Here is a 24,948-nt window from a genome sequence, read left to right as displayed (position 1 = left end):
GCCATGCCCGAATACCGCAACGTCGAAAAGCCCCTCCTCGATCAGTTGACTGGGCTGGGCTGGGAGGTCATCGACCAGGGCTTTGCCGAGATACCGTCCGATCCCGCCAAATCCTGCCGCGCCTCCTTCCGCGAGGTCACCCTCAAGGACGTCTTCCGGCAAAGCGTGCGCGCCGCCAACGCCCTGCCCGACGGCCGGGAGTGGCTGACCGACAAGCAACTCGACGATCTCCACGAAGAACTGACCAACCATCCCGGCAAAAGCCTCGTCGAAGCCAATCGGGAAGTCTTGCGGCTACTGAACAAGGCCACCGTCGATTGCAACGAGCTGACCGACGAAGCCTCGCCAGAAGTGCACATCATCAACTTCGAGGCCCCGGAGAAAAACCACTTCCTGGCCATCAACCAGTTTCGCCTCGACACGCCGGGCGGCGTCAAACAGTTCATCCTGCCGGACGTCGTCCTGTTCGTAAACGGCCTGCCGCTGGTCGTCATCGAGTGCAAGGAGGCCGACGCCAACGCCGCCGACTCCATGTATGAGGCCTACCGCCAACTGCGCCGCTACAGCGAACAGCGCGAGGAAACAGCGGCGGCCGGCCTGCGCGAAGGCGAACCGCGCCTGTTTCACGCCAACCAGCTTATGATCCGCACCTGCGGCGAAAAGGCCGACTTCGGGACCATCACCTCCTCGGACGAACACTATTTCGCCTGGCGCTACGTCCCCGACGGCCGCCCCATTCCCTGCCAACCGGACGGCCACGCCCGCGAACAGGAAATCCTCGTTGCCGGGATGCTCGCTCCGGCCACGCTTCTCGACATCGTGCGCAGCTTCGCCGTCTTCATGGACACCGACAGCCGCACCATCAAAGTGGTCGGCCGCTACCAGCAATACCGGGCCGTTCAAAAGATGATCGAACGCCTGCGCCAGGGCCGGACCCCGCGCGAACGCTCGGGCGTGGTCTGGCACACCCAAGGCTCGGGCAAATCCCTGACCATGGTCTTTGCCATACGCAAAATGCGCCGCTGCGACGATCTCAAGGACTACAAGATCCTGCTCGTCAACGACCGCATCGACCTGGAAGAACAACTCGGCAAGACCGCCACGCTCACCGGCGAGACCGTGACCACCATCCAATCCACGGCTGCCCTCAAGCACAAGCTCGCCTCCACCGCTTCCAATCTCAACATGGTCATGGTCCACAAGTTCCAGGAAAACGGCCACCGCCACATGCCCGGCTACCTGTCCCAGGCCCTGGATACGCCGCCGGTTTTCGAGGCCTTCGGGCTGGTCAACGCCTCCGAGCGCGTGCTCATCATGGTGGACGAAGCCCACCGCAGCCAGTCCGGCGACATGGCCGACAACCTTTTCGAGGCCTTCCCCAATGCCACCCGCATCGCCTTCACCGGCACCCCGCTTTTAAGCGGCGCAAGCCGGGAACCGACCATCCGCCGCTTCGGGGACTACATCGACAAATACAAGCTCGAAGACGCCGTGAAAGACGGGGCCACGGTCCAGATTCTCTACGAAGGCAAAACGGCCGAGACGGCCATCAACGAGCGGCACGAGTTCGATCAGAAATTCGAGGATCTCTTCAAGGAGCGCACCGACGAGGAAATCCTGGCCATAAAGAAAAAATACGGCACAACAGGCGATCTGCTCGAAGCCGAAAAACGCATCGACGCCATCGCCGTCGATCTGGTCCGGCATTATATCGACAACATCCTGCCCAACGGCTTCAAGGCCCAAGTCGTCACCAGCTCCAAGCTCGCCGCCGTGCGATACCAGCGGGCCATCGACAAGGCCCTGGCCGCCGCTCTAGAGGCGGAAACGGCCAAACCGCAGCCGGACTCGGAACGCATCGCCGCCATCGCCTTTCTGAAAACGGCCGTCATCCTGTCCATAGACGGCGTCAACGAGCGCGCCGACGTGCTCCACGCCGTCAAATCGGCCAAGGAACGCAACGCCATCCAGAATTTCAAGCGGGCCATTGATTCCAAAGAACCGCATACTGGCATCGCCTTCCTCATCGTCTGCGACCGCCTGCTCACCGGCTTCGACGCTCCCATCGAACAGGTCATGTACATCGACAAGAAAATCAAGGATCACAACCTGCTCCAGACCATCGCCCGGGTAAACCGGGTCAAGAAAGGCAAGCAGCGCGGCTACATCGTCGATTACATCGGCCTCGCCAACCATCTGCGCAAAGCCCTGTCCATCTATGCCGGCGAAGACTACGACGACGCGGCCGGGGCGCTGCAAGACATTTCCTCGGAAATCCCCATCCTCGAAAGCCGCTACCGCCGCCTCATCCAGTTCTTCGCCGGCAACGGCGTGGAGGACATGGAAGCCTTCGTCACCCAGGAGATCACCGAGCGCGCCGCCTCGCTGGAGATCGTCGAGCAGGCCGTGGAGATGCTCCGCGACATCAAGCTGCGGGCCGACTTCGAGGTCTATCTGCAAAAGTTTCTGCAAAGCCTGGACATCGTCCTGCCCCACGCCGCCGCCAATCCGTACAAGATTCCGGCCAAACGTTTCGGCTACCTGCTGGCCATGGTTAGGGAGCGGTACAAGGACGATTCCATCGACATCGCCGGAGCCGGCGAGAAGGTCAAAAAGCTCATCAACGAGCATCTGATAAGCCTCGGCATCGACCCCAAAATTCCGCCCGTCGAGCTCATGTCCCCGCGCTTCATCGAGCAGGTCGAAAAGCACGTAAGCGACAAAGCCAAGGCCAGCGAGATGGAACACGCCATCCGCAAACACTGCAAAATCCATTTCGGGGAAGACCCGGCCTTCTACGCGCGCTTAAGCGAAAAGCTCGAAGCCCTGATCCAGAAGCACAAAGAGGACTGGGATAAACTGTGCCAGGGCATGCTGGAAATCCGCCTGGAAGCGAAAAATGGTCGCCCAGAGCCTGATGACGGCATCAAGCCCCAGGAAGCGCCTTTTTACGAACTTATCGGCATGATTGCCTTTGGCAGAGATGGCGTGCCCAAGGCCCATGCCCAGACCGTCAAACAGCTTGTGGCCGACATCGTCGAAGCCTTGCAACAAACCATCAACATCATCAATTTCTGGTCGCGCCCCTCCGACATAAGCGCGCTCAAGGGCCGACTTTCCGACCTGATGCTCTTTACGGGCATCGGTGAGATCATCGACGCCAGCGAAAAGCTCGTCGCAGACATCGTGGAGCTGGCCAAGGCCCGGCACCGGGATCTCGTCAAATAATGCGCTACAAAGACATCGAGTATTCGCTGACCCGCAGCAACCGCAAAACCGCCAGCCTCCATATTGAACGCGACGGCTCCGTCTCGCTCATTGTCCCCGAGTCCCTCTCCCAGGAAAAAATCGAGGAAATCCTGGAAGCCAAACGCCTGTGGATTTACCGAGGCCTGGCCGATTGGCGCGAGCGCAACGCCGCCCGGGTGAATCGCGAGTTCGTCAACGGTGAAGGCTTCCTCTACCTCGGCCGCTCCTACCGCCTGCGTTGGGTGGACGAGCAAAAGGAGCCCCTCCTGCTCAAAGACGGCCGGTTCCTGCTGCGCCGCCCCGCAGCAGGCAAGCCGGCCCCTGATCCCGCCGAAGCGTTCAAGGAATTTTACCGCACCAAAGGCCGGGACCGCATCGGCCAGCGAACGGCGTTCTATGAACCCAAGCTCGGCGTTATATCCAAGGCCGTACGAGTCATGGAACTCGGCCATCGCTGGGCCTCATGCTCGACTGACGCCGTGCTCAATTTCCACTGGAAATGCATGATGGCTCCGCTCAAAGTCCTCGACTACATCGTGGTCCACGAACTCGCCCACCTGATACATCCCAGGCATACGGCAGATTTCTGGAGCTCAGTCGACAGGATATTGCCCGACTATCGGGAACGCAGGGATTGGCTGAGGGATAACGGGGCGATGATGGAGATCTAGCAAACCCGATAGTTTCTCAACTCCTCAAGAGGTACTACAAAGCGAAATTGCACACTAAAAGCATATGATTTGCAATAAATAGCTTTCCATAATAAACAAATTGACGTTATATCCTCAGATAAAGTATAAATATCCCTTAAATCTGAGACAATGGCCACAGGGAAACTCGCCTGTCGATCAATCTCTCACGTATTGAATGGACTATTCCGATGGACTATACTGAATTACTCTCGTGGTTAAGTTACCCGCTGACGCTAATTATGTCACCACTACTGGGGTTGCTGCGCATCAAAGGCGTACCAGAGTCTCTTTCCTTGATAATCGTTGCGGGAATGTGTTTCGTCATCACCCGTGGGTGGTGGACATGGCGTCCGCTGATGCGGCAAGTAAAGACTTGCAATAAAAATCTTGCGGCTATGCCGGATACTGGCTTAGCAGGAGTGCAGTACCAAAATTTCCTGTCCACACTGACGGCCAAATGCCCAACCCTTGAGGAGACTTGGTCCAAGTTTGCCCAGACCCTGGTTCAGAAAGATGGCGGGAGGCTCTTTTTAACGATCTCCCCGGCTACCTACTTCTCGGTGGAGCGTTTTGAGGGGGTAGTGCAACTTCGCCGACTGGCAAAATGGTCTGGCCTATTCGTCGGCATCGGCCTACTCTTCACATTTCTCGGACTGGTAGCCGCTCTAAGTTCGGCCAGCCAGGCAATCCAGGCGGCCACCGCAAACAGCGGACAGGGACAGGACGCCATGCAAGGTGCGCTCAAGGACCTCTTGCATGCAGCCACCTTTAAATTCTACACTTCAATATTTGGGCTACTTGCCTCGCTGACGGTTAGCTATGCGGAAAAATGGTTTCGTCGAGAGCTTGAAGGCGCACTTCGATCATTTCGAAAACAGCTTGAGCGATTACTTCCTATTCAGAGCCCGGAGCAACTCCTTTACGAACAACTCCACGAGGCCAGAGAAACGACCACTCAGATCAAAAAGTTTAATACCGACATAAGCGAAGGATTGATCCGCATGTCAGGAGCTGTAGCAACAGCCATGCAAGAGGCCGTTACTCCGGTACACCGAGAACTATGCGAAGGTTTCTCTACGACCTCAGCTGCGATGTCCCGAGCGATGATTGAAGCGGTGGATCCTGTCCGTCAAGGTTTGGACCAAGTTGGCCAGAATATTGGAGCCATGGAACAGACTATCGGGCGTTCTATCGGGGAAAACATCAAGGTTATGCAAGAGGAGACCCTCAACGTCCTGGCCAGCCGATTGAATCAAGTCGTTGATCAGCAGGCCGGAGCTGAACTGACCACCATGGCAAATACTCTGGAAACCCTGACCCATTCCCTGGCCCAGATGAAAGATTCGCTGGACAGTGGCGGCGGGGCTTTTGCCGCAACGTTGGAAGCGGCTGCTCGCGAATTGCACGAAGGCGTGGCCGGTCTGGCCGAGGCCACCCGAGGCATCAGTCAGCATGTGGCTCATGACGTCAGCCAAACCCAGGCTGTGCTCCAGGAACGTCTGCGGGGCATCGGCGACGAGATGGCTCAGGCCTTGACCCAAATGCGCGAGGCCATGGATGGTGCGGCTGGTTCAGTGACCGGCCAAAGCGCTCAGGCCGTGGCCGTTCTGGGCAAGGCTGTCGAAGACATGGCCGAGACCATGCGCCGCACCGCCGCAGAAACCGGGGATCAAACCGCTCGCAACGCCCAGTCCATGAGCGAATCAATCGCCAGCGTCTTGCAGGAGATGCGCGACGAATCAGCCCGCGTGGCCCAAACCAACCAGCAGTCCATGGAGCGTCTGCTGCAGGTCAGCACCACAGCCCGGGAAAACATGAGCGTCGCCCTGGCCAAGGTCGGAGAGGAGGTTGCGGCCCAGGGACAGGCTGCCGCCGCCCGGTTGACCGATGGGACCACTACGGTCCTTGCCTCACTCAATGACTCGCTGGGGAACATGGGAACCCACGTCCTAAAGCTTTCGACCTCGCTGACGGAGGTGGATCAGGCCTTGAACCTCCACGGGCGCAATGTTCGCGAAGCAGCCAGCAGTTCCCAGGTTGCGGCCAAGGCGCTGGAAGCGGCTGCCGGCAGTATCGGAGCTGCCTCCAGCCCCATAGTGTCCACCCAAAACGCCTTGGCTGCCAGTGTGCGCGGCATGGAACAATCGCTGCGCAGCTTGGTCGATGGAGCCACAGCCATGGGCCGGACCGCTTCCGCCGCGCAAACGGCCATCCAGCAGGCATCCCACAGTTTGGAGAACTCCTGGCAGCAACATGTAGGGCGTTTCCAGGGAGTTGATGCAAGTCTGGCCATCGTATTGCGAGACATGCTGTCCGCAATGGACAGTAATGCTGCCAAGTTGAACCAATATGTGCAAAGTATCGACACGCATATCGGGAGGGCTGTCGAACGTTTTTCCGAAGCTATAGAAGAACTTAACGAAATTTTTGAAAATACTTTGGTCGCAATGAAAAGCAGATAGTCACGATGAATTGGAGATAGCATGGCCATCAACGAATATCAAAGCGGTGACGACGATCACGAGCAAAATTTTTTCGTGTCCATGACTGACATGATGGTCGGCATGCTATTCCTGTTCATCATCATGCTCATGTTTTTTGCTATGAAGTTTAGCGATGATTCCGTTGATCTGCGCGAGCAGAACGTGCTATTAGAAGCACAACGCAAGGCCGCAGAAGATGAAAAAAATCGACTGCGTGCTCAGCTGGATCTGATCCAGGGAGCTCAGCAGGCACGCCAGGCTGTCGTGGAACAGGTGTACCAGTCTCTCAAAGACCAGGGCGTGACGGTGCTCATTGACCGCGACAATGGCATTCTGCGCTTGCCTGAGTCTATCCTATTTCCGGTGAGCAAGGCAGAACTACTTCCAGAGGGCAAGGAAGCGGTGACCAAGTTGGCCCGGGCCTTGGCCCAGGTCCTGCCCTGCTACGCCACCCTCCCGAACGACGCACCGCCAGCCGATTGCCCACCAACGGCCTTCGGACTGGAGGCTCTGCTGATTGAGGGACACACGGACTCCGACGGGGCTGAGGACATGAACTGGCGGTTATCCATGGAGAGGGCCTTGCATACTTACCAAGTCATGACCCACGAACAGCCCGCGCTGGGAGCCCTTCGCAGCCGTCAGATCCGGGCCAGCCAGGATGGGATCGGGGGAGCAGGCTATCCGCTTATGTCCGTGGCAGGCTACGGACTCAAGCGGCCGGTAGCGCCCAACACTAGCCCGGAAAACAAACGGCGCAACCGCCGAATAGACATCCGCTTCATCATGACCCCGCCCAGCGAGAAAGAGGTCAACGCCGCCAAGAGGCTGCTTGAATGACCCCTGGACTCAATGAGCTGCTGCGGACCTGGCAGCAATCAGGACAACGAATTCGCCCACTGACTTTTGATCCTTCAAGAACGGTGAAGGCTGCCAAGGACGTCGGGGAGGGAAGGGACCAGCCCACCCGGTCGCTCATTGATCTCCAGGCCCTACAGGCTCGCCTGACTCAGGCCGCCCGCAGCCGAGACTTTTCCGGTTTGGACGTGCTTGATTGGCGCTACTCCACGCTTTGTCTGGAGAAGAGTGCTCTATTGGCAGATCTCTCGTTGTTGCGGGCCTATCTGGAGGCCCTGGCCCAACGGGTCCGAAGTCGACTGTTGCGGGGGTTGGCCAGAGTTTATATCAATGTCTTCACGACGTTCCCCCAGGCCGCAACCCTGCTGGCCTCTTTTTTGGTCCCCCGCGCCGACGCTCTGGGCCGACGGTGGACTGAACCCGCAGCACGCTTTCGCCTATTCGATCCGACCATCGTTGTGGACCGCTTAGCAGACTGCCTGCTGCGTCTGGATAGTGTTGCAACCGGGGGTGTTGCTGCCGTCTTCGACCAAGCCGGCCTGCCGCCGGGCCTAGCTGCTTCTGAACTTGGTGTTAGGGCCTTCCAGGTGGCCCTGACGCGAGCCTCGGAAAACGGCGGCAGGTTGCGATCCCTGGCAATTGCCCAACGCATCGTCGACTTGTCCACCACCGATCAAGGCGGCCTGTTTCTCCAGGGGATATCCTCCGTAGTCCAGGCAATTACTGATGCCTTACTCCTGCCTTTTCGGACGATTACAGCTCCGGAACCTGTCCGCGATCTGGTGGAGACATTTCTCCTGCGTCAGTTGCGCGACCCCCGTCTGGACGCGGCTCTATGGCATCCCGTTCAAGCCGAGGCCCTAGCAGTGATGCATGGCTGGCTGACGGAGCAGTCTTTGGAGTTGTTTCTGGGCATTGTGGACAAGGTAGCCGACCAGGATGAGAATGCCCGTCGAATGTGGCTGATGCGTGGAAAATTCTGGCGAGCCTTCCATAGAAAGGGCTACATTGACCAAGCCTGGGTAGTGCTTGGATTGAACGGCGTGCGCGAGGTCAAGAGGATCATCGCACGCACGGATGCTTCTCCGGGAAAGGCACTAAGCTATGCCGAGCTTACACAATCAACCAACATTGCCAACCACATTGCGTTAATCATGAAAATTGACTCCCTGATTGTGGTGGATTGGAGCCACAACGGACGCTGCCATATTTGGCATGAACGAAATAGCGCTGCCCCAGCCTTATACAAACGATTTTATCGCAAAGATGATCTTGAGTCCGCTTCAGAAAAACCTGGCCCGTATACGCACTATGCTCATGGTTCATGGCGAGAAAGCGTCGCCAACCATATCCGTGAGCAAACCGGCCGCTCCATTTCTCCTAACGACTATTCCTAAAGGGCTTTCACCAGCTATGTCACTCGCACTGATCCATACCCCCAATGCTGCAGGCGTCTTGTTTCAGGTGCTCAAGACCAGCCTGCTTGGGCGGCGTACGATCCTTTCACCGCACGAATGGAAGAGCACTGAACTGGGATCGCTGTCCTCTCCCGTGTCCATGCTTTGGCGCGCCCTGGACGAGATCGATCCAGCCACGTTGCCCGGCGATGAGGAAGGACGCCAAGCCCCGGCGGCCACGCTCGAGGGGACAGGCATCCAGTTTACCCATCAACATGTTGCCAGCCTGGGGCAGGCCCAAGCCCACCTGCTCGGCCTGCCGCCGTGCACCCCACTGTGCTTGTCCATCCAAAGTCGCGGCATCATAAGCCAGGATGACTTCAATCTGGACGCAGCTTGGCTCAACCCCCAGGGACAACGGGCCATCGGGGCGCTCCGTGTCGGCTCTATGATCCAGCACAAGGGCGTTTGGCAGCGCCTGCCAAAGACACTATATGACCTAGCCTCAGCCATCGACGCCTGCAATGAAGTGCCCCCGGGGGACCAGGACGAACGCCGCCGTCAACTGGCCCGCCTGACCGCCTCCCTACCGCAGCAGGCCAAGGATAAGGTGGAGCGCGACGGCTATCTGGACAGCCTGAGAGTCTACCATGCTGCGGCCCTGTCCCTGCGGCTCAAGACGTCCAGGGCGGCGTTCGATGTTGAACCCGTGCTCTTTGGCAGCAGACGTCATGGAGCCAAGGATTTGTGGGATTCCCTGCAGGACGAGGAAGCTATTCAGGAAATAGCGACCACCCTTCCCCTGGAGAGCGAGGCGCTCCTGCCGCCAGCCCTCCATGACCACTTTGCCAAAGATTTCATGACTACCTATCCCCAAGTTCGTTCATCCTACGTGCTAGGCGACAACCGCTACGTTTTCATTGAGCCGGTGGTCCGCGAGGCCCTGGCGCTGGTCAAGGACGTACAACAAGCCTCGCCCGAGATGCGGCGTGACTTTGCCCGGAACCCACAACGGTATTTCCAGGAACGTCTGGGCGAACGTTTCGGTGAAACAGTGGTGGAGGCCATGTTCGTGGTCACCCAAGAATACTCACAGCGCGTGGTGGGCCTTGGCCTGTGGATTCCCACCATCCTGCCCTGGGTTAAACGATCACCGAATACCTGGCGTCCTGAGTCCTATGGATTACAGGTTGAAGACAAGAGCGTGACCTTTGGCAGTCCCGAAGCTGTCGCCGCCGCCATCAGGGAGATGAAGGCCGCCATGGAACGAGGCCAGCCGAGTGTGGACATACAGGACGTGGCCATTCCCGCTGCGCAGCCGACACTGGACGCCCTAAACAGCATCGCCAATCTGCTCAACCCGGTTACTGAACCGGAAGTCCCTGCCGCGCCACTTGAGCCGGCAGTCGAGACAAAGGCGGGGGCAGGCCCAATTTTTATCGAAGTAGCCGAGAATGTGGAGGAGAATCAGTACTGCTCCTTCCGCACGCGTGTACCCGTGGAACCACACTACCGCCTACCCCACGCCCTACACACGCCACTTAAGCCCCATCAACAGGAAGCCCTGGACTGGTTGATCGGGATGTGGTCGAGCGGAACAAGTGGAGCGCTATTGGCTGACGACATGGGCCTGGGCAAGACCCTGGCCTCCCTGGCCTTTCTGGCCTGGCTTCAAGAGCGTCGCCTGGATCTTGGGTGCAGTCGCAAGCCAATTCTAATCGTGGCTCCCACAAGTCTCATCGGCAACTGGCAGCAAGAGGTGAGCATCCATCTCGACGAGCGGGGTCTTGGCAACTGCATTGAGGCGCATGGCCCGCAAATCCGCCGCCTGCGACTGCTTGAGGGACGCGATGTTGACAGCGGCTCCGCTCGCCTTGATGTCCCGCGCCTGCAAGAGGCCGACTGGGTGTTAACCACTTACGAGACCCTCCGCGACTACCATCACAGTTTTGCGGTCATTCCCTGGAGCGCGGTGGTCTTTGACGAAATGCAAAAAGCCAAGAATCCAGCGTCCCAAATCACCAGGGCGGTCAAGACGCTACGCGCGGATTTCAGCCTGGGCCTGACAGGTACGCCCATAGAAAATTCCCTGGCTGACCTCTGGTCGATCATGGATGTCCTGCTGCCAGGATTCCTGGTGGTTCTTAAGGAGTTCATGGCTTCGTACGCCGAGGCAGACATGGAGACGCTACGCCAGCTCAAGGCAAAGCTTGAGGGGGCTGGGCAAACGGTGTTTCGCCCCATGCTGCGTCGCATGAAAAATGACACACTCCAGGGCCTCCCCACAAAAACAGAACATGTGGAACACTCGACTATGCCCCCACGTCAAGCCCAGGCCTATGAGAACGCTCTGCGGAAACATGGCCAGGGTGGAGCCGGGTCCGGGCTGCAACTCCTACTTGCACTACGCTTGGTCAGCCTTCACCCAGAAGCTCCGGATGCCTGGATCCAAGCCGGGGATGCATACATCGGCTGGTCGGCCCGTCTGACTCGGACCATGGATCTGCTGGATACGATTTACAGCCAACGGGAAAAGGCGCTGATTTTTCTGGAGTCACTTGAACTGCAAGCAGTCCTGGCCGTCAAACTCAAAGAACGCTACCGCCTGGGCTGCCTACCTTTTGTCATTAACGGCAAGGTACCCGGTGCTGTGCGACAACAGTACGTCCAGGCCTTTCAGGAGAATCGGGGCGTGTTCGACGTGATGATCTTGTCTCCCCGGGCCGGAGGGGTAGGATTGACGTTAACGGCGGCCAATCATGTTATCCACCTCTCACGATGGTGGAACCCGGCCATCGAAGATCAATGCACAGACCGCATTTACCGTATCGGACAAGACAAAGACGTGCATGTCTATTACCCCATGGCCATTCACAGCCAGCCACACCTGAGAGATTTTAGCTTCGACCTCAGACTACATGAACTCCTTGAACACAAACGGAAGACAAGCAAAGATATTTTATTACCTCCCGAGGATGGACATGAAGCTGAACACCTCACGAAAGGCGTTATCCCTATACACGTTGAAACACACTAGCATTACAAAATCTATTTCAATTGCTTGATCAATTGATTGGCTTCACTACCCTGCAACTGATCTAACGTCTTGCCAAACATGCTGGCAGCCATATCTTCAGATGACACTTGCCCTTGGGATGCCAATGAACTGATCAAGTGCAATTGTTTATCAGAAGCTGGTTTAGCTCCACCACCATCAAAACTACTCGGTAAAGCTGGTCTTTGCATGGGCTCTATAGGACTAAATTCAGCATCTGTGATGTACTCCCCTCCCTCACCCTCTGGAGACATATCCGCATCATCGATGACTGCACCCTTGATATTGAAAGCATCTGAGAGCACTCTAGACTTTGCTCTCGTAGAAGCTATCCGATGGAAACTGTCAGCACATCCTCTTGGGACATTGAGTGGCGAGGCATCACCCCTGTCTGAAAAGACTCGATCATCCGCCGTGAATAACTCAGCTTGACAAATAAATATTTGACCATTTTGTTCAGTGGGATACTGCGTTATGACTACTTTTAAGCTTTTTATACCAAACTGATGAGCATAGTCTAATTTGGCCTTCATAGGTGGTCACATCTTTTCCTCTGATCTTAATCACGCCTGACGGCTTGATCTTGGGAGATTCTTGTTGGTGTCCATGAGAGCTCTCCTTCATTGGCAAATGGCGAGATTGTGACTGCGGTCGCCAACAGATGCCTTGGAACATCATCTAAACACGAAGCTATCTCATTTCGCTATAGACCCTAGACCATCAACGACGGTACAACCGTGACATACCAAAATCCCTCACTCCATCTAGGTAGTCTCCCTTACCCTCAATCTTAGCCATATACGAGACCTGTCTCAAAACATCAGAACATCTTTGATAGTAGTTGCCACTAGCTCTGACAAGCAAGATACCATTTTCATGATGAGTACCATTTTTTCCCTTGGTACAGTGATCAACTAGTCCCAGAGGAGACACCCCCAATATATTGCCCCAAATGGACTTGGCAGTCTCAAACACATAGTGATAGGATCGAACATTGTTTCCATTGAGCAAGATCAAGAAATGGTAGTGAGGATGAAGACCAGTCTCTTGTTCTCTTACCCACATGTAAAACGGATCGTACCCTTGGTGTTTGTAAAACTGAACAATATATGCTGAGAATTTCATGATGTCATCATTGGAGTACACATACCTGTAGCTCTCTGGATATTTCAAGTCAAATCTGACTACCAATGCTTTACCATGGATACTGGTATAAAACTCTAACAGCTCTATCAATCTTTGAAGTATATTGTCTGTATACTGGTAGTCGCTCTTCAACTCGTCGAGGACATGGTTGCCCGTGAACATAACTGTCCCTCATTGTCTTTTAAAGGTTTGTGTAGAATTCTTTGTTTGCTGGCTGGTTGGTTGCTTGCTTGTTTTCTATTTCATAAATATAGTTTAAGAATAACGATTCAATCGTTAACTTAATCGCTTCAACCTCAACAGTATATGTTTCATTTTAACACTATTGACTTTGTATGAGTCAATTCAGTAAATATAGTGTAAATGTATCGATATGATCGTAAATATGTTCATTAATGTCTGTAGCTATGTTCATTGACGCGTGTACCTATCGCATTGTTATGGGTGTACCCGTGTGTAACTATATGTGTGCAATGTATATGAATAGCGTCTGTGCATATTCTCTATCTATAGTGTCTGTTTTTACTGTCTATGCATACTGCTTATACATAGCTCTCTTGCATAATGCTATTGCATAATGTCAATCTATATATGCATTACATCCCACCTACTTAAATATTCATAATTGTGGCTTTGCAAACCAAGATAATTAGGGTGAATTTGATTATGGTTTCATATTATAGTACTCATGAATTAATTTTGAATTAACATCACAATAACACGACTACAAAGACCATATCGCTTATGCCGATTTTAGTTTCTCTATGAAGGCTGCTAAGAAATAGATGGTCACGAATTTCCGGCGCAAATGGACGGCCACCAGGGTCTGGCCATTGAAATGCATGGTCTTTTCTCCGGTGTGCAGCGACAGATGCTCTGGTGCTCCTGCTGAAACGGAGCGGAACAGAATGCCTTCTCGAACTGGACATGGCAGTTGACAGCCATAGGGGCGGTCGCCGCCATGGAGCTTGACCCCGGCCCAGGTCACGACTTCTGGAGCCACGTCGGGCACCGAACCGACCTGAGGAAATCGCGTCACGACTCGGCAAAACGCGTCAGCGGCCTTCATGGGTGGTGCCGTGTCATGGTTGCCGGCCGTGCCCACGATCCACTACAATTACTGGCGGTTGGCGTCGGCGATGTCCCGGAAGTCCCGCAACGGATAGGCCCCCTGGCACCCCTGGCTCATGGTAGTAGCCTTGGTGATGGCGCATTGGGATTATCGAAGACGATCCGCGCCGGGACGCCGCCGTAGAACTCGAAAGCGCGGCGGTGGCAGCCAAGCCAGGTCTCGACCTTCTGGTCCCAGACCACCTCGGTGGACTGGTGCCAACTCCAGGCCATCGTCATGACGAAGACCCAGGTCCCGAGCACTTAGCTGAGCACCCAGTGGATCCATAGCAGCGTGTTGAAAAACTCCGCCAAGTGACTGATAATCCAGCCATCGCGGTTCCGGAGGTGATCTCATGGGGCTTGGCCGTCAGGGTGATCAGCAGGGGACGATGTATCTGGCCTGGGATGAGATTCCTCGGTCTAGTGGGCACGCTTTTTACGATCGTCTCCAGCACATTCTCCGAAAAGCCGGCTTCGATGGTTTCGCCGAGAAGCTGTGCAAGCCCTTCTATTCCGACAAGGGGCGTCCCTCCATTCCGCCTGGCCGATATTTTCGGATGCACCTCGTGGGGTATTTCGAGGGCATCGACAGCGAGCGCGGCATTGAGTGGCGCTGCGCCGATTCGCTTTCCCTCCGGGATTTTCTCCAGCTTTCGCCCAAGGAGTCTGTGCCGGATCATTCCTCGCTCAGCCGGACACGGTCCCGTCTGCCGCTGGCGACCCACCAAGAGGTTTTCACCTGGGTTCTCAAGGTGCTCAGCAAGGATGGCTTGGTCCTTGGAGGCCACATTGGCGTGGACGCTTCGACCATGGAGGCCAACGCGGCGCTCAAAACCATCGTGCGCCGGGACACGGGTGAGAGCTACCGCAAGACGCTCCTGCGCATGGCTAAGGAGAGCGGCATCGACTCTCCGACGGATGAGGATCTGGCTCGCATGGACCGCAAGCGCGTCGGCAAGACTCTTTCGTACAAGGACTGGCAGTCGCAGGTCGATCCCGAGGCGAAGATCGCCAAGATGAAGGATGGCCGAACGCATCTGGCGTACAAGCCGGAGCACGCGGTGGACCTGGACACCGGCGCGGTCGTGGCGGTCGAGGTGCATGAAGCGGACAAGGGGGACACTTCGACTCTGCAAAAGACGCTGAAAGCCGCTCAAGATAGTTTGCGACGGGTCACTTCCACACCGCCATGCCCGGACGATCCTGCGGAACTGGTCGCGGACAAGGGCTATTTCTCCCGGGATGTCCTCAAAGACCTGGACGGCGGGCCATGGCGGACGAGAATCGCCGAACCCAAGCGCAACGGCCTGAAATCCTGGCGTGGCGATCATGAGACGCGGCGCGCCATGTACAACAACCACACTCGGATATCGTCGATGGCCGGGAAGGCCATGGGAAAACAGCGAACGGAACTGGTCGAAAGAAGCTTCGTGCATACGCTGGACCGGGCTGGCGGTATGCACCTGGTCTGACTCCGGGGCCGGTTTCAATCTCGGCCTGCTGATGCGGGTCAAGACCGGCCATGGCACCCCCAGGGGCTGGGCCAGTGCCTGGCAGCTTGCGCTTATTTGGCCCGAACAGCATCCCTCAATGGCCTATTTGTCCGTCGTCATGGTGGTCGAAGGACGATGCTGCGGGACCATGCTCATCGCCGTCATCTGCGGGGGAGAATTGCCGGAAACAGCTTTTTGCATCGGCCGGTTAAAGTGGACTTACATCGAAAAACCGCAGGTTACTTAAATATCGATCAATTTCGAGGACGTGACACTAGGTTGCCAGCCTTGAGCCGGTCGAGTCTGGCCTCGATTCGAGCGCGTGCTCGAATGTCCCGCAAGATATTCGGTGACGACCTCCCGCCCATCCACTGTCAGGCGGGTCCAGCCACTTCAGCATCGAAATCGACAGCTAGTCATAACTTACTGAAATAATTTATTATAGTTTCAGAACAAGCGCCCAAAAGCACCAATTTGGAGCTCTTTTTGGCGGAAATTTGGAGGAATCTTGGCGGAAATATCGCTGCAAATGGCGCTGCAGTCCCACTGCCCCAACAGCAGACAAAGCGAGATGATCCCATCAAAGTTCGGGCAGACTACTCGACTTCAATTACTCCTGGGTAGTGCCGGCATGGTGTTGATTATTTTTAAAAAAGTAGCAAGTACCTTTATCGCTAGGGCTTGTGCTTTCTTTTTCGAGCAACCCCTTGGAAATAAGCGAATTCAGGACTTTTCTAGATGTCTCTTTAGAGCAGCCAAGCAACTTATCGATGTCTTCTCTAGAAAAACATTGGTTCCGCTTTGAGAATGCTTTTATGACTAATTTTTCACGCCCAGTCAATCCTTCACAGATCACAAGATCATCGTCAAGATCATCCAAGTGCTGGTCACAGTCAAGTTTCCAATTCCCATCGTTGTCTATATTAAAAGTTTTCCATCTTGGCCCAACCTGCGGCTGTTCTTTGTTTAGCTCTAATAAGCAGCCCAAAGTCAACCTGTCGAAACAATGGACATGTTTACATTTTTTTACATACACCTTAAACAGGGCCCCAGGCGTATCCAGACACTGGCGCAACTGACTGTCAATTTTGTCTTTATTTTTTGTTTCAAGCTCGTCTCGGTGTGTGACTGTAATAATAGTTTGACTTTTTTCTTCAAGCTCTTTTGTTCCAGAAGCGCTCTTAGCTTCAGAATCTTCTTTCTTTGTATGATGGACTAATATTATTGAAACATTGTACTCTGCTTCTAATTTCCTTATCCACACAAAAAAATCGCTGGTCTTCTTCGGATTTTGCACATTGCCAGGAAGAAGAGTGTTTAGGTTGTCGAAAGCAAGAACATCTATCTTCCCTGACTTAAGATAAGACTCGACCGTATTTTTCGGACCTTCTTTAGAAAAATCATACAACTTGCCCTTGGGGAATCCATCAACAATTAAATTAGTCGGATGACTATTGTCAGAACTAGCACCGTAGGCAGAATTAATCCTATTATATCTCTCAGCAAGGCTTCCTTCGGAGGTTTCACCATCAATCAACAATACATTTCTAGGTTTAACTACATCAACGCCAAACATCGAGACACCATGGCTAATAGCATACACCATTGAAAGCACGAAAATAGATTTACCTGAATCATTCGGACCCAATACAAGGCAAATTTTATTATTATTAATTATATCATCAAAACAAAGCTGGTTCGAATGAGCTTTGCCGAACTTAAGGAACTGAATTGGCTCTGGCAAACAAACCGAATCTGCAGCTTCACTTTTCTTGCCATCGACAAATTCGTGATGCTTTAGAACAGCCACAAATTCTTCAAAAGACATGGCTTTGCTAATAAAATCTTCGAACAAAAATTCATTCAACTCTGATACACAAGTACATGTTTTTGCGAGATAATTCTCACATGACTTCAGTTTTTCAAGTTCACCACACCTTGGAACCAAGCTTCCTACAAGAGGTTCCGGTACAATCAAAAAGCTTTTAACGCGGTTATCTTTGCATTTATTATAACATCTTTCTGCATTGACATAGCTATTCATATTCAACGCAGGAATAAACACTACATTTTTACTTTCTAGGTAGCTAAAATCAATATTTTCTATCATTTTGTTTCCACCCCACCATGTAGTTACCAAAAATTTATCAAATACATTTGAAAAATTGTCTTTTATATGCTTACTCAGCTTTATACTAACCATAGCTGACTCGCACAAAATGACAACTTTTTCGGACGGAACATCTAAAAGCCTGTCAGAATCAGCAAGAAAAGGTATATTCTTCACTCCTATAGTCAAGCAACTCCTTGAGAGGTAGCTATCCAAAGAAAACTGTTTGACAGTATCATTCCCACAAACATTGCAAGGTGCCTTATACTCATTCGACAAGCCACTAATATAACACGGCAATATCATTTCATTTTTAAGCGAATCATTTGTTGCGTACACTGCCATGCCGCCGAATATTCCCTTTGTCGTACAGCGATTAGTATATATTTCATTCAAAAAAATAGAGATCACTTTCACAAATAATACTTTTTGGCAACAGAACTGTCTCGATCTTGCTTGCGTCTGACTCGAACACCAAGTTCTTAAAATTAAAAAAATTAAACAAGTCGTTTTCAGTCAATCCATGTTCTTCTGAAAGAGCGCGAAATGCATCCGCCATAGATTTGCCGTAAATCGTTGCATACAGATCGACAAACCCTTTGCCCACTTTCCCGTCCGCATAAAGCGAAGGAAAACTCTTGGGTCCTGAACTAACTCTCCACTGAAAATACTCCTTCCTCGGATCTCCAATCAGCGGGAATTGACCTGCAGCATAATATCCAAAATTCAAACTATTATTCACCACTTTGAAATATTCTTGACATACACTTCTAACGAAATTAATTTCGCTTACCATGCTGACATTCATCTGTCGACAGCTATAGCTAAGTAAAGTCTCTAGATTTGACCTCGCTACACAACGGCGTTGCTCGTCGCTCAAAACTTCGTCTAAAAAAATATTACTTTTCCCAATGTAATCATAAAATTCGGGAGAAAATATCTTTTTCATCAACTAGGCCTTTTCAACAGATTACACATTTTTCCACTGGCGTCTAACGCATGGTCAAACGCCAGTGTCTTTTTTTCTCACCTATAGACCACAAAAAACGCTGCCTACAGCATCAAAGGCTTTCTGCCCCAAAAATGAGCTCACGATTTTCTATTGAAATAAAATACGCGAGACAAGACCTACTGTCACTACAAAAAATGACCAGCAATTCCGAGTTCGTTTCTTACGACACGGCTCACTCCTCCATCTTCTCCTTGATAAATTCCAGCACAGCCACAATCACCGGCACCCATGGAAATCCATTCATCGCATACCCCCTTTTTCATATTGTTGTAAATACGACTCCCGTCCCAACCCAATAAACCAGTTGGGCACTGTCACCTCACGACGCCAACCTGGCTCACACAGCTTTTGCCCTCCATTCCCTCCGTTCATGGCCGTCCTCCTGCCGGCCTTTGGGCCAAGGCCTGCTGCAACACCGAAAACAGCGCTTCCGGCAATTCCGACATCGATTTCACGCTCACGCTGGAGCGCGGCAGCAGGCTCCGGACGCTTTCCGACTGGATGCCGATCCCGTAGACCTCAAAACCCAGCGTCTCGGCTGTCCGCAGCACCTTGCGGGCGGCCGGAGCTGAATCCAGCTCGCCGTCCGTCACGATGAGGACCAGCTTTCGGTCCTCCTTGAGCAACACCATCCGCTGCAGCACCCACCACAAGGCCTGGGCCAAGGGCGTGTAGCCTTCCGCCGGGATGTCGAGCTCGGCATGCACCTTTGCCCCATGCTCGATCAGCGGTGCCACGGTGACGCCGTCATGGGCGCTCCCCGCCGGAAAGACCGAGACCGCCACGTTTACTCCTTTGATCCGCTCCAGGGCTGTCGCCACGGCGTAGCAAGCCTGGGACGCCAGCTTGATAGGCGCTCCCGACATCGAGCCGCTACTATCAACGAGAATGTGCACCGCCGTGCTCATGGCCGGTTTCTGGCCAAGCGTGCGAAAGACCCTGGCATCGCCCACGGCCAGACCGTAAAGTCGCTTAGGGTCCAGCTTGCCGTGACGGCCGGGCTGGCTGCGCACCAAACGGCTGGCTTGGAGCAACCGGTACAAGCGCGCACGCAGGGCAACTGAAGCCTGGAGACAGGCTTCTCGCGCCGCCGCCTCCAGCGTCTTGGAGGGTTTGCTGCCAAGACGCGCCACGGCCAGGCCCTGGTCCGCAGACTCGACGGGATGCTCGCCCAGGGCTTGCGCCAACCTTTCCCCCAAATGCTGCGGCCAATCCGTTGGCGCAGCCGCTTCCACCAACTCCCCCAGCCAATCATTCGCCATTGTCGGGAAGCAGCCTTTTTCAGGAAGATCGCTTATGGGGTCGCTTGCGGCTGCGCCGGAGACGGCGTCCGGTTTCGGTTGAACGGCCCCGGCCGTTTGGCCGCGATCCTCTTGTGCCGCTGCCGGCTCTTCTTCTTGTGGTTCCGATTGGAGCTCCCCGGCTGCCGCCTTGCCATGCTCCTGGCCACCGTCCTGAGGCTGCCCACGGCTCTTTTCTTCCTCGATCAGGGCCACTATTGCCTCTGCCAACCGGATAGCATCCTGAGTGCTGCGACACTGAGCCCCAGCCTTATCCAAAACGGCCTGGATGCGCGGCCAAAGACCTGGAAAGGATCGGTTCACCTCCTTGATGTGCGCATCCCGATTGGCCTGAACGCCAGGGACGTCCCAGGCGCGTACCGTGAGCAGGATGGCGTTTAAAATGGACAGGGCCGGGTTTGTGTCCCCGGCCCTGACTGCTGTCTCCGTGCCTGCGAAATAATGCTCGATGAGCCACTGGAAATTCTGGCGGCAGCCTGGAAAGAGCTCGGCCAGCCGTTTTTCCACCCGCCAATCCTCCAGCGAATTCCAGATATGGTGCGCCAACGGCGTGGGCGACCAATGGCGCAACGCTGCAAAATCCGTCTCCCGAATGTGGGCGGCCTCATGATCCAGGAGCCCCCGGGCCAAGGCCAGGGCCGTCGCGTCCCCTTCCAGAGGCAGGGACGGCAGATGGATGGTTTTCCCGTCGGTGTGGGCCGAATCGCCGCCGATGACGACTTCGACGCCATACGCGTCACCGAGCACAGCAGCTAAGAGCGGCAACGACCGCATGACATGGCGGATGGGCACCATGGCGCTCACCACAGCCCCATGCTGGGAATCTGCACGTGCGGCCCAGGGCATGGACGCGGCGCGGGATCCTCCATATCCGCCTGCTCCTCATCACCTTCCGGCGCGTCCAGGAATCCGGTGATCTCAACCGGGCTGTTCTCCGCAAGCACGGGGACCAGGGGCGCACGCAGGATCGAATCGAGCACCGTGGCCGGGCCGTAGCCCTCGATGACCTTCTGGCTATGCTCAATCAGGGCGTCAGGATCACGCAGAAGGCAGACCAGACCTTGGAGCATGAGGAGGTCGGTCCCGGCGATGGTACCCTTCTTAGGCAGACGCGAAAGCGCCATGTGCAGGATCTCCGTCACCGGAGCCACATGGGGCTCGACAAAGGTCAGGCCCATGAGCTTGTGGTACATCGTGCGCAGCGGCGACAGCGCCTTGTGGGTCACTTCGGTCCTGCCGGCATACACCTTGCGCCAAGTCTCATCGGCAAACTTGGCGATCTCGGTGAAAAGCGTGCCGGCCAACCCCTCCACTTCCTCATACAAGCCGGATTCGACCATGGTCTCGGCCTCGGGATGCTCCATAAGTGGAGCCACCTTGTAGAGCTGCCAGGCAAATCCCAGGCGGGCGCGGACATATTCGCTTCCCACCGTGGAATTGGCGATCAGGTTGGCCCAATCCGCATGCTTGGCGATCCAGTCCTGCACCAGGGTGTCATACTCCGTGAGGAACGCTTCCTTTTGGGCCGTGAATTCGTCGCGGATGGCGCACAGTTCACGAACGATTTCGGTTGCCTTGGCTTCCGGGATGGCCCAACCGCCCAGGAAGCGGATGCCGTGCCGATCCAGAAAGGCAAAGGCCCGGGCCTTGAGGGTGGCGAAGATGCGCAGGCTCTCCGGCGGCGCGATGCGCTTGCTGCCAAGGGTCGCCAGATCTTCCGGCGGCAGATCCACCGGACCGAAGTCTTCAAGGGTCAGCTTTTTGCGAGCCGACCAAAGCGTGATGTTGAGGTTGACGGCCAAGAGGTTGTCCAGAACGCGGATGTCGGAGAGAATCGGGGTATCCATCGCTATCTCCAATTTGGTGTCTGAAGTTACCCGGCAACGGGAAAGATTCGCTGGGCCAGTTCATGCAGCAAGGCTCGGGTTTCCCGGCTGGCCCGGTAGCCCAAGGCGCGGTCCAGGGCGTAGGTCACCGGCTGGATGCCTTGGTGAGCCAACGGCTGGAACCGCACGGTCAGATCAGCCCAGCGTAGCAAGGTGCGGGTAGAAAACGTCACTTCGATGGTCTTGGTGATCTCGCCGGCCGCTTCGCCGACGAAAAGCCGGCGGACTTCATTGGCGAAGTGCACCATGCGGGCACGGACATCCTCCGGCAGCATGGCCGTCCGGCCGGCAAGCAGCGCCATTTCAGCTTGTTCCTCCGGATAGCCCACTTCGCACAGCCAAAACCGGTCCATGAAGGCCAGGTTCTGTTGAAGCGTGCCTTGGTAGAGCCCGGTCTCGTCAAAGGCGCCATTGGTGTTGGCCGTGGCCACGAACCGAAACAGGGGATGCGGGGAAACAAGTTCGCCGCCGTTTTCGGCCAAACAAAGGGGCTGTCCGTCCAGAACACCGTTGCAGCCGGCCGCCACGTCCGGGCTGACCAGATCGATTTCGTTGAGCAAAAACAGGCCGCCGTGCCGCATGGCCAGGGTCAGGGGGCCGTAGGCATAGTCCATGGAGCCGTCACGCACGGCCAGGTGGCCGACCAGATCGGCAAATTCCAGCCGACCGTGGGCCGTCACCTCGAACACCGGATAGTGGAGTCTGGCGGCCAGCTCCTTGACCAGCGAGGTCTTGCCGGAGCCGGTCGGGCCAAACACGTACAGCGGATCGCTGCGTTCCAAGAACCAGACGATGATGTCCCGGCTGGATTCGTGGAAGAGGTAGTCCGGCGACGGCGTGGGCGTGTAACGGCACGGCGCGTCAAAGCCCTGGACGGCTTTTCCCGACGGCGTGCCGCTAAACACCTGGCCGGCGTCCAGTTCCGTGGCCTGCAAGCCACTCAGGTCAAACAGAGTCTTGTCCATGTCATCCTCCATCATGAAGCGTTGGCAAAAGAAGAGGCCGCCGGCAGTCCGGCGGCCTCAGGTCTGGCGTGGATTGCCTGCACCTGGAGTCGTGCGCTTGGTTGCCCGCGCGTTTCGCATCGGGAAAGGAGCGCTTCGGTCATGGTCGCCGAGCCGGTCAGCGCGACGAGCTCTTGGCGCAGCCTGTCCTTGTCGAGACTGCGTCGACCGCTTTGCCTCGTGATCCGGCATCGGTAGCCGCCGGCCTGGATCCAGGCGTCCTGGGGTTGGGCAAGCCGGCAGGCCGTTCGAATGGCCGCTTCCTTTTCCTGGATCGTCATCTCAAGGGTTTGCTTTTGGGTTCTCAAGGCGACCAGGGTCTGCAAGTCGTCCTCCCAATCCGGCTGGTTTTCTCCTTGGAATTTGGGACAATCCGCATTCCAGCTGCAGTATCCGCACAGCGCATGGCAGCCGCTGGCGGTGGGCAACGCGTCGAGGCCGATTTGCCCTTTCCGGCAGGCCTGGAGCCGTTCCCACAGGTCGGACGCGGTTTTCAGGCACAGGCGCAGCATGGCTGGGTGCGGCATGTAGGGTCCAAAGGCTTTGCCGTCGGTCATGGACAGGCACAGCACCCAGGCTTGTAAGTCGACGGCATCCGGGGAGCGTGGCAGGGAGACGCCCAGGCAGGTTTGGCAGAGTTCCGGAAAGGTCACCCGGGAAGCGAGAACTTGACCCGTGGCGTCCCGCAGCGTGAAAGCCTTGGTGTTCCAAGCGGCGTGAAGCAGCCCGACCTGTCCGTAGACCTGGGTTTCATGAGAGGTGTAGAGCGCGTCCGGCAAACGTCGAGCGCTTTTGCACTCCAGGATGCGCACCGTTGGGACCGGCGTGGCACTGACAAGCACGAAATCCAGGTGCGCCCGAATGGGCGTGTCCTGATGGAGAAGCTCGATTTCCAGTTGGCGCAGCACGAGCAGCGCCTGGGCGTCCAAGGCGTGCCCCACCAGCTCTTCGAAGCAGTGCCCGCGCTGGAGGGTAAGGTGGCGGCGCAGCATGGTCAGCGTGTTGTCCGAAAACGCATCGATGCAGGGCGAAGCAGGCAAAGAGGGCTGAGCAGGCCGCAGCAGCTTGTCCGCAACCGTGGCCCGCAAGCAGTCCATGGCCCTGCCCACGTCGCTGAGCCCCACGTATCGGCTCCGGTCGCCTAGGCGCTTGTCGGAGGACAGTTCTCCATGGCGTTTGAGGCCGCTGGCCAGCAGCGCCAGCAGAACCGAAGCTTGGTCGTGTATAGAGGTTGATTTCATTAATTTCCCGGTCATGACGGCACTCCCAAATGAAAAGGGCTGCCCTTGCGGACAGCCCTTTCATGGCCTTGATGGCGTTGGTGGTTGGTCGAGAGGATTGAGAAGATGGGGATGTTGGGAATGGGTGGGAAGATTTGGGGGATTGGCGTGATGGGCGTCAGGAAGCATGGGCGTACCGCCACCACACCTTGCGCTGCGGGTTCCAGCGGAAGCCCGCTTCCGAGAGCAGCGCTTTTTTCGCCGCCGTGTTGCCCGTGGCGATAATGCAGGTTTGTCCGCCGTCGGCAGGAACCGTTTGGTAGGTGATGCCGTCGATTCGAGGCAAGAGCGCTAAAAAATTCTGAACGCCATGCTTCGAGTCTGAGGCGTTTTTATCGACTTGGCCAGGGCGTTCGTCGGAAGGTGTGCCTTTGTGCGCCAGAGGGGCATTCTGCGGCCTTCTCGAAGGACTGGTCGTTTTCGTGGGCATTTTTGCGTCTTCGCCATCATCGTCGTCCGTGACGATACCCAGCATGGCGCTCAACGCATATCGCCGGGCATAGGTCATGGCGCTTCCCATGCCCTGAGGGTCAGCTTTGGGTAACGGCACCACCGCCAGTGAGGATTGCCATTGGCCGGATTCGGCATGGGTCAACTTCGTGACCAGTCCCAGGTACCCAGGTTCGGCCGGAACCGGGAACTGCGTCATCCAAATGCTGTTGCCGAGTAAGGCTTCGCGGCAGGAATCCATGACGCTATTGAGCGTCGCGTACCGATTTTGGACAAAGGGATTGGTAGCATCCTTCACCGCAGGCTGAATTGTTCGTTGCACGTTGATGAGGGCCTTGGCCAATTCTGAAATTTCTGTCGATTGATAGTTCTCCATACTGTACCCACTGGTCTAGAAGTTCTCCTTGGTCGCCTCAACT

The 24,948-nt window shown here is 55.6% G+C and carries 16 protein-coding genes and 1 pseudogene; 7 read left to right on the top strand and 10 right to left on the bottom strand.

Features of this window, described 5'->3' with window-relative positions; translation table 11 throughout:
* The first annotated feature begins 3 nt into the window (after positions 1–3).
* The 6 genes from C3Y92_RS08665 to C3Y92_RS08640 all read left to right on the top strand — a co-directional run bounded on the left by C3Y92_RS08665 (position 4) and on the right by C3Y92_RS08640 (position 11,716).
* Positions 4–3,228, top strand: a complete 3,225-nt coding sequence (locus C3Y92_RS08665) for a type I restriction endonuclease subunit R (protein ID WP_129351690.1) — start codon at positions 4–6, stop codon at positions 3,226–3,228.
* On the top strand, positions 3,228–3,920 hold the full coding sequence (locus tag C3Y92_RS08660; RefSeq protein WP_129351688.1) for a M48 family metallopeptidase: 693 nt from the start codon (positions 3,228–3,230) through the stop codon (positions 3,918–3,920). The genes C3Y92_RS08665 and C3Y92_RS08660 overlap by 1 nt, the downstream gene beginning before the upstream one ends.
* A gap of 209 nt (positions 3,921–4,129) precedes the next feature.
* Entirely contained in the window at positions 4,130–6,403 is a 2,274-nt protein-coding gene (locus C3Y92_RS08655) for a hypothetical protein (RefSeq protein ID WP_129351686.1), read from the top strand.
* A 21-nt stretch (positions 6,404–6,424) separates the two neighbouring features.
* Entirely contained in the window at positions 6,425–7,264 is an 840-nt protein-coding gene (locus tag C3Y92_RS08650; protein WP_129351684.1) for an OmpA/MotB family protein, read from the top strand.
* Complete coding sequence (locus C3Y92_RS08645) at positions 7,261–8,679, top strand: EH signature domain-containing protein (protein ID WP_129351682.1); 1,419 nt, start codon at positions 7,261–7,263, stop codon at positions 8,677–8,679. Before C3Y92_RS08650 ends, C3Y92_RS08645 begins: the two co-directional genes overlap by 4 nt.
* 16 nt (positions 8,680–8,695) lie before the next feature.
* Complete coding sequence (locus C3Y92_RS08640) at positions 8,696–11,716, top strand: DEAD/DEAH box helicase (protein ID WP_165352092.1); 3,021 nt, start codon at positions 8,696–8,698, stop codon at positions 11,714–11,716.
* Between the two features lie 11 nt (positions 11,717–11,727).
* Here the strand turns inward: C3Y92_RS08640 and C3Y92_RS08635 are convergent, their stop codons facing one another.
* From C3Y92_RS08635 to C3Y92_RS08625, 3 genes are all read right to left on the bottom strand, one after another.
* A complete protein-coding gene (locus C3Y92_RS08635) occupies positions 11,728–12,267 on the bottom strand; it encodes a hypothetical protein (RefSeq protein WP_129351678.1) in 540 nt (179 codons plus the stop codon).
* A 187-nt stretch (positions 12,268–12,454) separates the two neighbouring features.
* Positions 12,455–13,042: a YagK/YfjJ domain-containing protein gene (locus C3Y92_RS21820; protein ID WP_129351676.1), complete on the bottom strand. Its 588-nt coding sequence runs from the start codon at positions 13,040–13,042 to the stop codon at positions 12,455–12,457.
* A 580-nt stretch (positions 13,043–13,622) separates the two neighbouring features.
* Positions 13,623–13,949 (bottom strand): hypothetical protein, encoded by a 327-nt coding sequence (locus C3Y92_RS08625; protein WP_129351674.1) that lies wholly within the window; start codon positions 13,947–13,949, stop codon positions 13,623–13,625.
* Positions 13,950–14,346: 397 nt separating this feature from the next.
* Here C3Y92_RS08625 and C3Y92_RS08620 point away from each other — a divergent pair.
* A pseudogene (locus tag C3Y92_RS08620) lies at positions 14,347–15,664 on the top strand (transposase); the annotation flags it as partial.
* 432 nt (positions 15,665–16,096) lie between these two features.
* On the opposite strand, the gene C3Y92_RS08610 reads toward C3Y92_RS08620, so the two are convergent.
* The 7 genes from C3Y92_RS08610 to C3Y92_RS08580 all read right to left on the bottom strand — a co-directional run bounded on the left by C3Y92_RS08610 (position 16,097) and on the right by C3Y92_RS08580 (position 24,905).
* Positions 16,097–17,941 (bottom strand): AAA family ATPase, encoded by a 1,845-nt coding sequence (locus tag C3Y92_RS08610; protein ID WP_129351672.1) that lies wholly within the window; start codon positions 17,939–17,941, stop codon positions 16,097–16,099.
* A 43-nt stretch (positions 17,942–17,984) separates the two neighbouring features.
* Complete coding sequence (locus C3Y92_RS08605) at positions 17,985–18,545, bottom strand: hypothetical protein (RefSeq protein WP_129351670.1); 561 nt, start codon at positions 18,543–18,545, stop codon at positions 17,985–17,987.
* A gap of 431 nt (positions 18,546–18,976) precedes the next feature.
* Positions 18,977–20,704, bottom strand: a complete 1,728-nt coding sequence (locus tag C3Y92_RS08600) for a cobaltochelatase CobT-related protein (RefSeq protein ID WP_235669697.1) — start codon at positions 20,702–20,704, stop codon at positions 18,977–18,979.
* A 5-nt stretch (positions 20,705–20,709) separates the two neighbouring features.
* On the bottom strand, positions 20,710–21,756 hold the full coding sequence (locus tag C3Y92_RS08595) for a DUF3150 domain-containing protein (protein ID WP_129351666.1): 1,047 nt from the start codon (positions 21,754–21,756) through the stop codon (positions 20,710–20,712).
* A gap of 26 nt (positions 21,757–21,782) precedes the next feature.
* Positions 21,783–22,760: an AAA family ATPase gene (locus C3Y92_RS08590; protein ID WP_129351664.1), complete on the bottom strand. Its 978-nt coding sequence runs from the start codon at positions 22,758–22,760 to the stop codon at positions 21,783–21,785.
* Between the two features lie 11 nt (positions 22,761–22,771).
* Positions 22,772–24,055, bottom strand: a complete 1,284-nt coding sequence (locus C3Y92_RS08585; RefSeq protein WP_129351662.1) for a hypothetical protein — start codon at positions 24,053–24,055, stop codon at positions 22,772–22,774.
* Between the two features lie 142 nt (positions 24,056–24,197).
* Positions 24,198–24,905, bottom strand: a complete 708-nt coding sequence (locus tag C3Y92_RS08580) for an ERF family protein (protein WP_129351660.1) — start codon at positions 24,903–24,905, stop codon at positions 24,198–24,200.
* Positions 24,906–24,948 lie beyond the last annotated feature (43 nt).

The sequence above is a fragment of the Solidesulfovibrio carbinolicus genome (assembly GCF_004135975.1).
In the GTDB taxonomy this organism is placed as follows: Bacteria; Desulfobacterota; Desulfovibrionia; order Desulfovibrionales; family Desulfovibrionaceae; genus Solidesulfovibrio; species Solidesulfovibrio carbinolicus.
The sequence above is the reverse complement of the archived record's forward strand: the minus strand, read 5'-3'. Positions and strand labels throughout refer to the sequence as shown.